16 protein-coding genes are annotated in these 14,128 nt (G+C 66.7%); 10 read left to right on the forward strand and 6 right to left on the reverse strand.

Features of this window, described 5'->3' with window-relative positions; all coding sequences use genetic code 11:
- Positions 1–11: 11 nt before the first annotated feature.
- Together EAH75_RS18405 and EAH75_RS18410 are read right to left on the reverse strand one after the other, a co-directional pair.
- Positions 12–896: an NAD(P)-dependent oxidoreductase gene (locus EAH75_RS18405; protein ID WP_140654462.1), complete on the reverse strand. Its 885-nt coding sequence runs from the start codon at positions 894–896 to the stop codon at positions 12–14.
- 221 nt (positions 897–1,117) lie between these two features.
- Complete coding sequence (locus EAH75_RS18410; protein WP_140654464.1) at positions 1,118–2,341, reverse strand: NAD(P)/FAD-dependent oxidoreductase; 1,224 nt, start codon at positions 2,339–2,341, stop codon at positions 1,118–1,120.
- 104 nt (positions 2,342–2,445) lie between these two features.
- On the opposite strand from EAH75_RS18410, the gene EAH75_RS18415 reads away from it, so the two are divergent.
- Positions 2,446–2,928 (forward strand): YajQ family cyclic di-GMP-binding protein, encoded by a 483-nt coding sequence (locus tag EAH75_RS18415; RefSeq protein WP_140654467.1) that lies wholly within the window; start codon positions 2,446–2,448, stop codon positions 2,926–2,928.
- Positions 2,929–2,942: 14 nt separating this feature from the next.
- Here EAH75_RS18415 and EAH75_RS18420 read toward each other — a convergent pair whose 3' ends face one another.
- Together EAH75_RS18420 and EAH75_RS18425 are read right to left on the reverse strand one after the other, a co-directional pair.
- The gene (locus EAH75_RS18420; protein ID WP_140654469.1) at positions 2,943–3,596 is read right to left on the reverse strand and encodes an NrsF family protein; all 654 of its coding nucleotides are present in this window, start codon (positions 3,594–3,596) and stop codon (positions 2,943–2,945) included.
- Between the two features lie 4 nt (positions 3,597–3,600).
- Positions 3,601–4,206 carry an RNA polymerase sigma factor gene (locus EAH75_RS18425; protein ID WP_170212248.1) on the reverse strand — a complete coding sequence of 202 codons (606 nt, stop codon included), beginning with the start codon at positions 4,204–4,206 and terminating at the stop codon, positions 3,601–3,603.
- Positions 4,207–4,396: 190 nt separating this feature from the next.
- Here EAH75_RS18425 and EAH75_RS18430 point away from each other — a divergent pair, with 190 nt between their 5' ends.
- The 5 genes from EAH75_RS18430 (at position 4,397) to EAH75_RS18445 (ending at position 9,138) form a co-directional block, all read left to right on the forward strand.
- Positions 4,397–6,118, forward strand: a complete 1,722-nt coding sequence (locus EAH75_RS18430) for a cytochrome c biogenesis protein DipZ (RefSeq protein WP_140654474.1) — start codon at positions 4,397–4,399, stop codon at positions 6,116–6,118.
- 107 nt (positions 6,119–6,225) lie between these two features.
- Positions 6,226–6,828 carry a peptide-methionine (R)-S-oxide reductase MsrB gene (gene msrB / locus EAH75_RS18435; protein ID WP_140654476.1) on the forward strand — a complete coding sequence of 201 codons (603 nt, stop codon included), beginning with the start codon at positions 6,226–6,228 and terminating at the stop codon, positions 6,826–6,828.
- A 105-nt stretch (positions 6,829–6,933) separates the two neighbouring features.
- The gene (locus EAH75_RS18440) at positions 6,934–7,761 is read left to right on the forward strand and encodes an SH3 domain-containing protein (RefSeq protein WP_140654478.1); all 828 of its coding nucleotides are present in this window, start codon (positions 6,934–6,936) and stop codon (positions 7,759–7,761) included.
- Positions 7,762–8,015: 254 nt separating this feature from the next.
- Entirely contained in the window at positions 8,016–8,156 is a 141-nt protein-coding gene (locus EAH75_RS19750) for a hypothetical protein (protein WP_170212249.1), read from the forward strand.
- Between the two features lie 64 nt (positions 8,157–8,220).
- Positions 8,221–9,138, forward strand: a complete 918-nt coding sequence (locus tag EAH75_RS18445) for a hypothetical protein (RefSeq protein WP_140654480.1) — start codon at positions 8,221–8,223, stop codon at positions 9,136–9,138.
- Between the two features lie 6 nt (positions 9,139–9,144).
- Here the strand turns inward: EAH75_RS18445 and EAH75_RS18450 are convergent, their stop codons facing one another.
- Positions 9,145–9,612 carry a hypothetical protein gene (locus EAH75_RS18450; protein WP_140654482.1) on the reverse strand — a complete coding sequence of 156 codons (468 nt, stop codon included), beginning with the start codon at positions 9,610–9,612 and terminating at the stop codon, positions 9,145–9,147.
- Positions 9,613–9,710: 98 nt separating this feature from the next.
- Between EAH75_RS18450 and trxC the strand changes: the two genes are divergently transcribed.
- Positions 9,711–10,154, forward strand: coding sequence for a thioredoxin TrxC (gene trxC / locus EAH75_RS18455; RefSeq protein ID WP_140654484.1), 444 nt, complete (start codon positions 9,711–9,713; stop codon positions 10,152–10,154).
- 9 nt (positions 10,155–10,163) lie between these two features.
- On the opposite strand, the gene EAH75_RS18460 is transcribed toward trxC, so the two are convergent.
- Complete coding sequence (locus EAH75_RS18460) at positions 10,164–11,084, reverse strand: LysR substrate-binding domain-containing protein (protein WP_140654486.1); 921 nt, start codon at positions 11,082–11,084, stop codon at positions 10,164–10,166.
- 92 nt (positions 11,085–11,176) lie between these two features.
- On the opposite strand from EAH75_RS18460, the gene EAH75_RS18465 reads away from it, so the two are divergent.
- The 3 genes from EAH75_RS18465 to EAH75_RS18475 all read left to right on the forward strand — a co-directional run bounded on the left by EAH75_RS18465 (position 11,177) and on the right by EAH75_RS18475 (position 14,071).
- Positions 11,177–11,779 carry a LysE family translocator gene (locus tag EAH75_RS18465; protein WP_140654488.1) on the forward strand — a complete coding sequence of 201 codons (603 nt, stop codon included), beginning with the start codon at positions 11,177–11,179 and terminating at the stop codon, positions 11,777–11,779.
- Positions 11,780–11,816: 37 nt separating this feature from the next.
- Positions 11,817–12,443, forward strand: coding sequence for an NADPH-dependent FMN reductase (locus EAH75_RS18470; RefSeq protein WP_140654490.1), 627 nt, complete (start codon positions 11,817–11,819; stop codon positions 12,441–12,443).
- A 116-nt stretch (positions 12,444–12,559) separates the two neighbouring features.
- The gene (locus EAH75_RS18475; RefSeq protein WP_140806473.1) at positions 12,560–14,071 is read left to right on the forward strand and encodes a S10 family peptidase; all 1,512 of its coding nucleotides are present in this window, start codon (positions 12,560–12,562) and stop codon (positions 14,069–14,071) included.
- Positions 14,072–14,128 lie beyond the last annotated feature (57 nt).

Genomic DNA, 14,128 nt, shown 5'->3' on the forward strand with positions numbered 1-14,128 from the left:
TCGCGACGTGATTACCCGCGTTCGTCCAGGTGCGCGCGACGCGCTGCGACCAGCGCCAGCGCCGACCAGTCCATCTCGGCATCGCCGGCGGCCAGCGCTTCCAGCAGGCTGTCGCGCAGCACGCCTGCAAACGGCAGCGGCACGCGCGCCGCCGAGCCGGCGGTCAAGGCCAGCTCGACATCCTTCAATCCCAGTGGCAGCGCAAACCCGGCCGGCTTGAAGCGCTGTTCGGCAATCAGCTTGCCGTAGCCCTGGTAGGCCGGCGCAGCAAACAGGGTGCTGGTCATCACCTCGAGAAAATCCGCTGCACTGACGCCGTGCGCGCGGGTCAGCGCGGTGGCTTCGGCCATGCTCTCGATGGCCGCTGCCAGCATGAAGTTGCCCGCGATCTTCGCCACGTTCGCGCGTTCGGGTGCCTCGCCCAGCGGCCACAATCTGCTACCCATCGCTTCCAGCAGTGGCTGCACGCGTTCGATCGCGGAGGGTTTGCCGGCCACGAGGATATTCAACTTCGCCGCAGCAGCCATGTCCGGACGGCCAAACACCGGCGCCGCAATGTACTCCAGCCCGCGTTTCTCGTGTTCCTCGGCCAGCTGCTGCGCCAGCGCCACCGAGATGGTGGAGTGATTCACGTGCACGGTGCCGCGATCCATCGCATCGAGCAGGCCGCCGTCGAGAAACACCTCGCGCACCGCCTGGTCGTTCGCCAGCATGCTGCACAGCACCTCGCCCTGCGCCGCGCGATCGGCGGTGCGCGCTACCTTGGCACCCAGCGACGCCAACGGTTCGGCAGCCGCCTCGGTACGATTCCACACCGTGAGCGCATGACCTGCTGCCAGCAGGTTGCTGGCCATCGCGCTGCCCATCGCGCCGAGACCGATGAATCCGACTTTCATGCAGATTTCCTCATGTTGATCCGGCACATAGTGAAGCACGCGGGGTATTCAATCCGCGCGAAATCTTCTGTGCGTCGAACATAAGTGGTGGCCTTCGACTTCGCCCGCAAAGAGCGCAGGCTGCGCTCGGAACCCGCCCCTGACCTGATCCGGACACGAACGGTTCCAATACGCCGGTCGCCCTGAGCGTAGCCGCGCAGCGGCACACTCGAAGGGCACCCTCACACCACCGCACCAGCCGCCTGCCCCGACGCCCACGCCCACTGGAAGTTGTAGCCGCCGAGCCAGCCAGTGACGTCGACCACTTCGCCGATGAAGTACAGCCCGGGCACCAGCTTCGACTGCAGGGTGCTGGAGGAAAGGCCGTCGGTATCGACGCCGCCAAGGGTGACCTCGGCGGTGCGGTAACCTTCGGTGCCACTGGCGGTGATCGGCCAGGCGTTGAGCTGACCGCCGACCTGCACCAGCTCGGCGTCGCGATACTGGCGCATCGGCCAGCTCTCGTACGCGGGGAGCGGCCAGGGATGGCCGCTGTCTTGAGGAGCGAGGAACCATTGCTCGCACAGGCGCTGTGCCAGCCGCTTCGGCAGCGCATCGCCGAGCACGGTCTTCAGCTCCGCCGCCGGTCGTGCCGCGCGCTGTTCGACCAGCCAGGCTCCAGCGTCCTGATCAGGCAGCAGGTCGATGCGCAGGTCGTCTCCCGGCTGCCAATACGATGAAATCTGCAGGATCGCCGGGCCGCTGAGGCCGCGATGGGTGAACAGCAAGCCGGCGCGAAACGACTGCTTGCCGACGCGCGTTTCCACGGCCGGCAAGGCCACGCCGGCCAGATCCTGGTAATGCTCCTGATGCTTGCCGCTCAGGGTCAGCGGCACCAGACCGGCTCGTGTGGGCAGCACGGCATGGCCGAACTGACGCGCCAGTTCATAACCGAAGCCGCTGGCGCCCATGCTGGGAATCGACAGGCCGCCGCTGGCGATCACCAGCGATTGTGCATGCACCTCGCCGCGCGTGGTGGTCACGCTGAAGCCTTCCGGCGTCTTGCGCACCCTCTGCACGCCACAGCTCGCCTCCACCGTGACGCCGGCCGCGGCGCACTCGTCCAGCAGCATGCGCACGATCTGCTTGGAGGAATCGTCGCAGAACAGCTGACCGAGCTCCTTCTCGTGATACGCGATGCGGTGCTTCTCCACCAGCGCGATGAAATCCCACGGCGTGTAGCGTGCCAGTGCAGACTTGGCGAAATGCGGATTCGCCGAAAGGTAATTGGCGGGTGTCGCGCCGGTATTGGTGAAATTGCAGCGACCACCGCCGGACATCAGGATTTTCTTGCCGACCTTGTTGGCGTGATCGACCACCAGCACGCTGCGGCCGCGCTGGCCGGCGGCGATCGCGCACATCAGCCCGGCGGCGCCGGCGCCGATGATCAGCACATCCAGTTTCATTCCGCCATCGCCTTCACCGGTTTGCATTGCAGCGGCGCATTATCCACCAGCCGCGCGGCGCGGCATCGCTTACACTGGCTCACCGTTCTCCACGAGTTGCCGCCATGCCTTCCTTTGACGTGATCTCCGAAGTCGACAAGCACGAGCTGACCAATGCGGTCGACCAGGCCAACCGCGAGCTGTCGACCCGCTTCGACTTCAAGGGCCAGGACGCGTCGTACGCGCTGGACGAGTTCGTGATCACCCAGAGCGCACCCAGCGAGTTCCAGCTGCAGCAGATGCTGGACATCCTGCGCGGCCGGCTGGTGGCGCGGAAGATCGACATCCGCGCGCTGGACGTCGGCGATCCGGAAACCAACCTGGGCGGCTCGCGGCAGAAGATCACCGTCAAGCAGGGCATCGAGCAACCGATCGCCAAGAAACTGGTGGCCGAACTGAAGGCTGCCAAGCTCAAGGTCGAGGCGCAGATCAACGGCGACAAGCTGCGCGTCTCCGGCAAGAAGCGCGACGATCTGCAGGACGCGATGGCCGTGCTGCGCAAATCGGAGGTCGAGCTGCCGCTGCAGTTCGACAATTTCCGCGACTGAGGGAGCCTCCGCGGTCAGGCTTTCGAAAGCAGCCGGCCGCCCATCGCCGCGTTGACCGCCACCACCGCGGCCACCGCCAGCGCGTGCGTCAGCAGATCGGTCGCGGCGGAATCGAACGAGTGGCAAATTTCCAGCAGGCTGGCCGAGGCCGCCGCGCTGGCCAGGCCGATCAACACCGCGGTAAGCACCGGCCGCAATGGGCAAGCGCGACGCAGCAGCACGATCAGCAGTGCGGACAGCGGGATCGAGAAGCTGATGATGAAGACCAGGCAATCGGCTGACTGATGCATGCTGGCGACCTGGGTGCCCGGCGCGACCCATTCGCGCAGGCAGCCGAGACCGCTGGCACCGATCCACAGCAAGGCACCCGGCAACGGCAGCCATGCCCAAGCTGGGCGCCGTCCCGGCACGCCCAAGGCAAACGCGGCCCACGCCGCGGTGACCGCGGTGATCACCGCACCCATGCCCGCCCAGCCGAGATCCGGCGTACCGGCCCAACGCCGCAGCATCGGATCCGCGCCGTAATGCATCAGCAGCACGGCGGCGATGACCGCCACCACCAGCATCCAACCAGCGGTGCGCAGCCATGGCGGCAGCAGACGCCGCACCGGCACCAGTTCGGTGCCAAGGCGGTCGATCAATGCCTCATGGAGTCGCGGGTCGGACATGATCTCAGGGTTCTCCATGGAAACGTTCACGTAGCGCCTTCAGCGCGCGGTGCAGGTTCACTTTCAGTGCGCCGGCGTTGCGTCCGGTGAGCTCGGCCGCCTCGCTCAGCGAATGCTCCTTGAGGCCCAGTTGTTCCACCGCCTCGCGCTGACCCGGTGGCAATTCGGCGATCGCCTCGCGCAGCCGTTGCGCCCGTTGCCCGCTTTCGGTGGCGGCGCTGGCATCGTGCTGGTCGGGGTGACTGTCCACTGCAAAATCATCGTGCAGCTCGCGACTGTCGCGACGACCGCGGCTGCGCAGCGCGTCGATCGCACGGCGGTTGGCGATCGCGGTGAGCCACGCATCGTACGAACGGGTCGGATCGTAGGTGTGCCGCACGCGATGCACGGTGATCAGGGTTTCCTGCACCACGTCGTCGATGTGATCCTGCGCCACACCCTGCCGCCGCGCCGCCGCACGGATCAGCGCCACCGAGTCGGCCAGCAGCTTCTCGTAGGCGCGCCGGTCGCCCGCCTGCGCGGCAGCCATCCACGCCGCCCGACGCTGGTCGGGCGTTTCGCTGATGCTGGCGGCGGCGGGTTCGACTGGCACGGTCCGGACGCGACTCATCCCACGGGAAAGTCCACTATCTAGACCCATGAAGCCTGTGGCGGTCAAGGTTTGCAACATGCGCGATCCACAACGGGGCATCTGTCAGGTCTTTCGCTGCATCCCACGCCAACGTTACTTCGTACAACGCAGGTAACCGTCATCCGCGTGACGGCGAATAGACAGACAACCTCCCACGGATGCCGCTCCCATGCTCGTGTTGATCCTCGCCTACCTCGGCGGTGTACTGACCATCCTCAGTCCCTGCATCCTGCCGGTGCTGCCGTTCGTGTTTGCCCGCTCGGACAAGCCGTTCATGCGCAACGGCCTGCCGATGCTGCTGGGCATGGCCATCACGTTTGCCGGGGTGGCCACGCTGGCTGCGCTGGGAGGCGGCTGGGCGGTGCATGCCAACCAGTACGGACGCATCGTGGCGCTGGTGGTGCTGGCCTTCCTCGGGCTGACCCTGCTGTCGACCCATCTGGCCGAGTGGATCACCCGCCCGTTCGTGGCGCTGGGCAACCGGCTGTCGCAGCGTTCGGCCGGCGATGGCGACTCCATCTGGTCCGCGGCCGGGCTGGGCGTGGCCACCGGTTTGTTGTGGGCGCCGTGCGCCGGGCCGATCCTGGGCCTGCTGCTGACCGGCGCGGCCCTGAACGGTGCCAGCGTGCAGACGACCCTGCTGCTGCTCACCTACGCTGGCGGCGCCGCCACCTCGCTGGGGCTAGCGCTGCTGATCGGCGGCAAGGTGTTTGCACTGATGAAGCGCTCGCTCGGTGCCGGGGAATGGGTGCGCCGTGCGCTCGGCGTGCTGGTGCTGTGCGGCGTGGCGGCAATCGCGCTGGGGCTGGATACCGGCCTGCTCACCCGCGTCTCGCTGGCCAGTACCGGCGGGATCGAGCAGCGTTTGATCAACGCAGTGCGCCCGCCACCGGCGCCGCAACCGGTGCTGAAGGCCGGTGCGCCGCTACCGATGGAAGGCGTGATGCCATCGCTGGCCGGCGCCACGCAATGGCTCAACAGCCCGCCGCTGACCAGCGAATCGCTGCGCGGCAAGGTGGTGCTGGTCGATTTCTGGACGTACTCCTGCATCAACTGCATCCGCTCGCTACCGTATGTGCGCGGCTGGGCCGACAAGTACAGGGATCATGGCCTGGTGGTGATCGGCGTGCACGCGCCGGAGTTCGCGTTCGAGAAGGACCCGGCCAACGTCGCCAAGGCGGTCAGGGACCTGGGCGTGAATTATCCGGTGGCGCTGGACAACGACTACGCGATCTGGAAAGGCTTCAACAACCAATACTGGCCGGCGCACTACTTCATCGACGCGCAGGGCCGGATTCGCAATCACCACTTCGGCGAAGGCGACTATCAGGAAAGCGAAGACGTGATCCGCCAGCTGCTGACCGCGGCGGGCCAGAAGAACCTGCCGGGCGGCTACGTCAGCGACAACCATCATGGCGTCGAAGCCGCCGCGTCGAACGATCCCACCCGCTCGCCCGAAACCTACGTCGGCTATGCCCGCGCGCAGAATTTCCTCGGCGGCAAGGTGGCACATGACGACGCATGGGATTACCACGCGCCGAATGCGCTCGGCGCCGATCAGTGGTCGCTCGATGGCCGCTGGAGCGTGCACGCCGAGAACGCGCAACTGGCGCAGGCCGGCGGCAGCATCGTTTACCGCTTCCGTGGCCGTGACCTGCACCTGGTGCTTGGCCCCGCCAGCAACGGCAAGCCGATCCGCTTCCGCGTGACCATCGATGGCAAGCCGCCCGGTGCCGATCACGGCATGGATACCGATGTCGACGGCAACGGCACGATCACGGCGCAGCGCCTGTACCAGCTGGTGCGCCAGGCCAACGGCAGTGGCGAGCGGCTGTTCCAGATCACTTTCCTCGATCCGGGCGTGCAGGCCTACGCGTTCACGTTCGGCTGACCGCTCTTGCTCTCGTGGGAGCGACTTCAGTCGCGATGCTCCTGCGCGATTCGAAAAGCGATCGCGACTGAAGTCGCTCCCACAGAAACGTAACCACGGAGGCTCCCATGTCACGTCTTGATGAAACCCTCGCGATGGATCGCCGCCGCTTCCTGCGCGCGAGCCTCGCTGGCGGGGCCATGCTCGTCGCCGGTGCTGGGCTGGTTATTCCACGGCTGTTCGCTGCCGAAAACACGCCGGTCGGCAAGCCCGGCAACGTGTTGCTGCAGATCTTCGGCGACGATGGCCGCGATCTCGGCACACGTCAGGTGCCGAAACTGGTGCTGACCGAGGCGCAATGGCGGCAACGGCTGTCGCCGGCGTCGTACGAGATCATGCGCCGCGACGGCACCGAGCGAGCATTCAGCGGCGACCACGAGAAACCCGCCATCGCCGGCCTGTTCCGCTGCATGGCCTGCGCCACCGCGCTCTACGACGCAGCCACCGAGTTCGATTCCGGCACCGGCTGGCCCAGCTTCTGGCAGCCGATCGCCAAGCGCAACGTGATCGAACACCGGGACCACATGTTCGGCATGGAGCGCATCGCGATCAGCTGCGCCGGCTGCGACAGCCATCTCGGCCACGTCTTCAACGACGGGCCGGCACCGACCGGGTTGCGCTACTGCATGAATTCGGTGGCGCTGCGGTTTGTGCCGCGCCACACCGGCTGAAGCGTTACGCGCGGACAGCGTGCCGCCACAACGGCATCATCACGTTCGCGCGCGCATAACCAGACGGTCATCGTCGTTCCGAATCGCCCGCTGGAGATCGCCCGCATGAAACGTCTGATCCGGTCCGCACTCGCCTCGCTGTCACTGGCCTCACTATCGCTGGCCATCCCTGCGCTGGCATATGCCGCCGACGGCTACGTCACCGGCAACGTCAACCTGCGCGCCGGGCCGGCGCCGGACTACCCACTGATCGCGCTGATTCCGGCCGGCACCGAGGTGAGCGTGCAAGGCTGCACCGACGGCTGGGAATGGTGCGACGTGATCGTCTACGGCAACCGCGGCTGGGTCGCCGGCAACTACGTCGAATACGAGTACCAGGATCGGCCGGTGCTGCTGCCCGCCTACGGCGCGCAGATCGGCATTCCGATCGTCACGTTCGTGATCGGCACTTACTGGGACAACTACTATCGCAGCCGGCCGTTCTATCGCGAGCGTACCCGCTGGTACCAGCGCTCCGTCGTGCGCCGGCCGCCGCCACCGCCGCCGCGCCATCCGTACCGGCCGCCATCACGTGGTTCGTCCGGTCCTGGCCGGCCACCGGTCAACCAGCCGCATCCGCCAATATCGCATCGGCCGATGCCGGGGCCGATCACGCCAGCGCCCGGTCTTCGCCCGACGCCGGTCAATCGGCCCAGGCCAGCAGCTGCCCAGCCGGGTCGAGCCGACGAATCCCGTCATCAACGGGTATCGCCACCCGCCGGACACGCGGTACCCAGCCCATCCCGGCCCACGCGGAACGTTGCCGCGCCGCCGGCCGGCAGCCGGCCATCGGCCCATCGTCCTGAACCGGCCACCGGCCACGCTCCATCGGGCAAACCGGACAAGGGCAAGACGAAAGCGCGTGACCCGAAGGACAATCAGCACGGTCATTGATCGCACAGCCAGGTCGCGCTGCCGTACGTACCGCGCAACAGATAGGGACAGCCAACCGGCAGTGGCACAAACGCCGCTGCCGCGAGCGCGCGAGCGACCGGTGGATCGTCGATGAGCGCTGGCGCGGCTATGTGTAGAGCCTGCAACGCGCGCGTCACACCTCATCCACGCGTGGCATAGCAGCCTCTCATGCGTCCGCTTGCCGAGGCCCTCTGCCCACGGCATCCGGTCCCCTATCAAAGACGGGAGTTGACATGAAAACCGTGATGGAAGCCTACCGCCGGCAACTGGACCGGCAAAAGCAGAAGGGTGGCATCGGCTGGATCTTCTTGTGGTTGCTCGGCGTACCGATCCCCGTGCTGATCGTGCTGTTCCTGTTGCGCGGCTGCACCTGATAAGCATGCGTAGCGACTCTTCATCGACCGTTGTCGAGACGATTACGTACAGACGGAGAAAGACATGGCGCAGGTAGACATCGAAAGCAGCGCGATCGTGGATGTGGTGCATCCGACCATGCATTGGGGCGCGATCATTGCCGGCTGGCTGGTTGCCGTGGGCATCGCTTTCATGATGTACGTCGCCGGCCTGGCGATGGGGTTTTCCGCGTTCGACCCGCACCACGCCGAGGCCACCGCCAAGAGCATCGGCATGGGCACATGCGCATGGCTTGTGCTGACCTGGGTGGTTTCGTTGTTGATCGGCGGCATGTTTGCCAGCTGGTTCGATGGCAGGGACGATCAGACCATCGGCGCGATGCACGGCGTCACCGTATGGGGGCTTTCGATCGCCGCATCCGGCCTGCTGCTGGCGCTAGGCATCGGTGGCGCGATCGGCAGCGGTGCCAACCTGGTCACCGGTGCGGCCGGTGGCATGCACGGCCGCGTCATGGCACACCCCGGCGACGGCGGCATGGGTGACGACGCCGGTACGTTGTTGCAGGCGCAGCTGATGCAACAGGTCAGGCAGACCGGCCGCACCAGCGCAGCACCGGCGGACATCACCGCGCCAAGCAGCAGCGTGGAGATGCACGCCGCGCCCCCACGGCTTGATCCACGCACGGCGGACGCGGTCACGGCGGCCCTGCTGGCAGATCATCCCGACAACGCCAAGGCCCTGCTTGGCGCCAACACCGGCATGTCACAAGCCGACATCGATAGCACCGTGCAAAGCCTCTCCGCACAGGCAAACCAGGCCAGGGCAAACCTCAAGACCGCTGCCGATAGCGCAGCCCGCTACAGCGCCATGGCGATGTGGGTGCTGTTTGTCAGCTTGCTGCTGTCGCTGCTCGCCGCAGCGCTCGGTGGATGGATCGGCGCCGCGCATGTGCATCGGGTCTATCACTTGCGCCGGTATGCGCGCAGCGCACCGCTGCGCTGAGCCAGCTCATGCACTCCATGGCCACCAGCCGTAGCCATGGAGTGCATAACGGTCTGCCGCACGCTCGAACCGATTGCGCACGCTGATCCCGCCGCAAAGCAGATACAGCGGAAGGAACAGCGGACCCAGCAGCATGTACTGGTACACATGGGCGCGTTCGTGATCGGCCAGCGATACAGTCGGCTCGATGCAGCGCCCAGCGCGATGTGCGTAGGTAAGGCACGGCGTGTCCAGCCGTTCGCCGGTGTGCAGGATCACGTTGCCCAGGGTCAACGCGCCGCCACTACCCCACGGCCAGCGCCGTACCACCAGCGCCAGCTCGGCCGCCTGCCAGCGCATGCGCGCGCCGAATGCGAGACCCAGCAATCCCGCCAGCACGCCGGGCACGCTGCTCGGCAACGTCCATAGCATGCCCAGCGCCAGCAGGCCGCGCGACAGCTTGCGCGAGCGGAATCCGGCTGAACGACTCTGCATGCTCACTGGCGGATACCTGTGTTCACTTGGGTTTGTGCGCCGCCGTCGCCATCTTGTCGGCCATGGCGCCGTGCGCGCATCCCTTGTCGGAGTCTGCCATGAATACCCCATTGGCCATCCCCTGCCCGCACTGCGGTGCACTCAACCGCGTGCCGGCAGAACGTGCCGGCGAGCAACCCAACTGCGGTCGCTGCAAGCAGGCGTTGTTCACTGGCCATCCGGTGGATCTGACCACCGCGAATTTCGACGCGATCGCCGGTCGCGGCGACCTGCCGGTACTGGTGGACTTCTGGGCGCCATGGTGCGGGCCGTGCGTCGGCTTCGCGCCGGTGTTCGTGCAGGCTGCCGGCAAGTTCGAACCACGCGTGCGGCTGGCCAAGCTCGACACCGAAGCGCAGCCGCAACTGGCCCAGCGTTTCAACATCCGCAGCATTCCCACGCTGATCATGCTGAAGCAGGGGCGCGAGATTGCCCGACAATCCGGCGCACTCAACGCGGCGCAATTGCAGCAGTTCGTCGAAGGCGCGCTGGCGCGCGGCTGATCCACGGGCTCAGCCTTTGCGCACCACGTTGCCGGCGGCGCCGCTACCCGCCGCCTGCCAGCGCAGCCAGTCGATCACGGCGGCTACCGCCGGGCGCGGCTTCGTCGATGGCCGCACGACCCAGTAGGACGGCCCCAATGGCACGCTGAGTTCGCCAAACGGGCGCAGCAGGCTGCCATTTGCCACGTCGTCCGCCGCCAGCCGATGGCGTGCCAGCGCCACGCCCTGCCCCTGCATCGCCGCACGCAGCACCAGATCGGACGAGGTGTAGCGCGCGCCACCCTGCAGCGCCAGCTTCGCCGGTCCATGCGCCTGCCGCCACAACTCCCACGACGCCTGCGGGTCGCGGTCGTGCAGCAGGCGCAGGCCCGCCAGCTGCTCCGGCTTCGATGGACGTCCGGACGCCTGCCACAAGGCCGGGCTCATCACCGGATACAGCGCGTCGTCCATCAGCGGCTCGGCATGCAGTTGCGGCCAGGGCCCCTCGCCCATGCGGATGGCCAGATCGATGCGGCCATCGTCCAGCGCATCCAGCCGCTGCTCCACCTGCACCGACAGCTCGATCTTCGGGTGTGCCTTTTCCAGCGCCGGCAGCCGCGACAACAGCCAGCGGATCGCAAACGATGGCGAGGTCGACAAGGTCACCGCGTGTGCAGGGCGGGTCTCGCGCAACGCCGCCACCGCCTGTTCGATCGTGCGCAAGCCGGCCAGCGTGGCGGGGCCCAGCGCATCACCCTGCGGCGTGAAGACAAGCGCCCCTCGCCCGGCCGAAGTACGCAGCAGCGGCACGCCGAGCCAGCGATCCAGCTCGCCCAGATGCCGGCTCACCGAGGAGTGCGCCATGCCCAGCTCACGCGCGGCAGCACGGACGCCGCCGTGGGCATAAACCATGGCAAAGGCGCGCAGTGCATTCAAAGGCAGCTCGTTCATGGTCGGAATTCTAGACCATAAAAACCGCAACATCGACCAGCCGGCCGTCGGATCATGCTCATCATTCGACCATTGCCGAAGGAGACACCACGATGGATCGCCTGACCGCCCTGGCTGGCCTGCTCTGCGCTGCCGCGATCACGCCCGGCCCGAACAACCTGGTGGTGCTGCGTGCCGCGGGGCATGCGGGCATTCGCGCCGCGGTGCCGGCCATCACCGGCATCGTGCTCGGCGGCCTGCTGTTGCTCGCGCTGACGGCGCTCGGTGCGGGCGCGGCATTCGCGGCACATCCATCACTGAAACTGTGGATCGGGGTCATCGGTTCGCTATATCTGGCCTGGCTTGGCGTGTCGCTGTGCGCTGGCGGCCTGGCGCCACGATACTCCGGCGCTGCCGCGACGGAACTGGCTTTGCCTGCTGGCACGCTGGGCCTGATCGGCTTCCAGTTCCTCAACCCGAAAAGCTGGGTGATGGTACTGACCGTGCTGGCGACGCTGCCCGCAACGACCCTGCGTGACTACCTGCCGCTGGCCGGATTGTTCGTGCTGATTCCAACCCTGTGCCTGTTGCTGTGGGCCTCGCTGGGTGCATGGCTCGCACGCTGGCTGGTCCGACCTGTGGTTCGCCGCGGCGTCGACATCGTGATGGGCGTCCTGCTGGTCGTCTGTGCGGGCCTGCTGCTGATTGAACCCTGATTGCCCTGCCCTCGATCTAGACACCCCGGAGACAAACATGATCATTCACAACATACCTCCCGTCCGCCATGTGGTGTGCCTGGCCGGCAGCCTGCGCCGCGACTCGTGGAACCGGCGGCTGCTGCGCATGGCCGCGGCACATGCTCCCGCAACGCTGCGTCTGGACGTATGGGACGGGCTGGATGCCGTGCCGATGTTCGACGAGGATCTGGAACTACGCGAACCCGATGGCCCCGCCGGCGTGCGCTCATTGCGCGCCGCGATCGCCGCCGCCGATGGCCTGATCATCGCCACACCTGAGTACAACCACGCCATGCCGGGCGTGCTGAAGAATGCGCTGGACTGGCTTTCGCGCGAATCTCCCGAGGGCGAGGTGCTGCTGGAAAAGCCGGTGGCTGTGCTCGGTGCCAGCGCAGGTCCGTGGGGCACGCGCCTGGCGCAGGCATCGCTGCGGCAGGTGCTGCACACCTGCGGCGCACTGGTGATGCCGACGCCGACCCTGTTCATCGCCAACGCCGCCGGCCGCTTCGACGAAAATGCCGCGCTGGTCGACCAGGCCACCGGGCTATCGCTACAGCGTTTCGTGCTGGCCTTCGAACAGTGGATGGCGCGTGTCGCGCCGGCGCTCGCCCGGCCGCAAGCCGGGTTGACGATCGCGCGCTGATTGCAGGCGGCGCATCCGGATGGCGGGTACGGATGCCCGCCACCCATGCCTTTACGCACACTCCCGCCGCCGTGCAGACAGGTAGGCTTGGCGCTTTCGTCGCGAGGAAACGGCCCGTGCGCAAGTCCCTGCAATCTGCCCTGCTGGCAGCATTCGTGCTGACCGGATTCAACCCGGCGCCGACGCTCGCCGCCGACGCCCACAAGCCGGCAGCGGCAGCGGCAGACGATGCTGGCAGCAACGGGTTCCACCTGCCGCCGTTTCCGGCGGATGCGCACGTCACGCAATCCACCACGGCGAACGGCAAGACACTCAAGTACACCGTTACCGTCGGTTCGCTGCCGGTGCGCGACGCGAAGGGCGTCATCACCGGCGAGGTGGTCTTCACCGCCTACACCATGGCCGGCAAGGACCGGCCGGTGACGTTCGCACTCAATGGCGGGCCGGGCGCGTCGTCGGTGTATCTGAACTTCGGTGCGATCGGCCCGAAGAAGGTGAACTTCGGCGTCGAGGGCGACAACCCCTCCGATCCGGCGATGCTGCACGACAATCCCGGCACCTGGCTGGGCTTCACCGACCTGGTGTTCATCGATCCGGTGGGCACCGGCTACAGCCGCGCGCTGGTGGAAGACAAGGAAGCCACCAAGCAGTTCTACAGCACCGATACCGACATCAAGTATCTCTCGCGCATCGTCTACGACTGGCTGGTCAAAAATGGCCGCATGACTTCGCGCAAATATCTGGTCGGCGAAAGCTACGGCGGTTTCCGCGGCCCGCGCATCACCGACTACCTGCAGACCCAGCTCGGCGTGGCGATGAACGGCGTGGTGTTGTTGTCGCCCTATCTCGACCCGGCGGCATCCGATGACGAGAACGTGTCGCCGCTGCCGTGGATGCTCACCCTGCCCTCGATTGCCGCCGCACACCTGGAGCGCGAGCACAAGCTGACGCCCGAGGCGATGGCCGGGGTCGTCGAGTACACCCGCGGCGAATATGCCAGCGACCTGATGCGCGGCCGCTCCGATCCGCAGGCCACCGATCGCGTGGTCAGGAAAGTAACCGAACTGACCGGGCTCGATCCACTGTTCGTGAAACGCTCCGGCGGCAGGCTGGAAACCCAGGCCTATCTGCGCGAGGTGTATCGCGCCGAAGGTCGGCTTGGCAGCCGCTACGACTCCAACGTCACCGCATGGGATCCGTTCCCGTATGCACCGCATCAGCAAACTGGCGATCCAATCCTCAACGGCATCATCGCGCCGACCACCAGCGCAATGGTCAACTTCGTCACCCGGACCGTGGGCTGGAAATTCGAGGGCCGTTACAACGCACTGAGCTACGAGGTGAACAAGCTGTGGCATGAGGACGACGACGCGAACAAGGGCTCGGTGGCGCAGTTGCGCGAAGCGGTGGCGAACGACCCGGGTCTGCGCGTGCTGATCGCGCATGGGTGGGACGACCTGTCCTGCCCGTTCATGGCCTCGGTGCTGATCGTCGACCAGATGCCGGCGATGGGCGACCCGGCCCGCGTGCAGGTGAAGAGCTATCCCGGCGGTCACATGTTCTATGCGCGAGCGGGCAGCCAGTCCGCTTTGACCAGCGACGTCAAGGCGCTGTACGGCACGAAGTGATCGATGTCAGTCGGGCGCGCATGCCATGCGCGCCGACCGGCAATCCGAGCCGGCGTA

Source organism: Rhodanobacter glycinis (assembly GCF_006438785.1).
Lineage (GTDB): Bacteria > Pseudomonadota > Gammaproteobacteria > Xanthomonadales > Rhodanobacteraceae > Rhodanobacter > Rhodanobacter glycinis_A.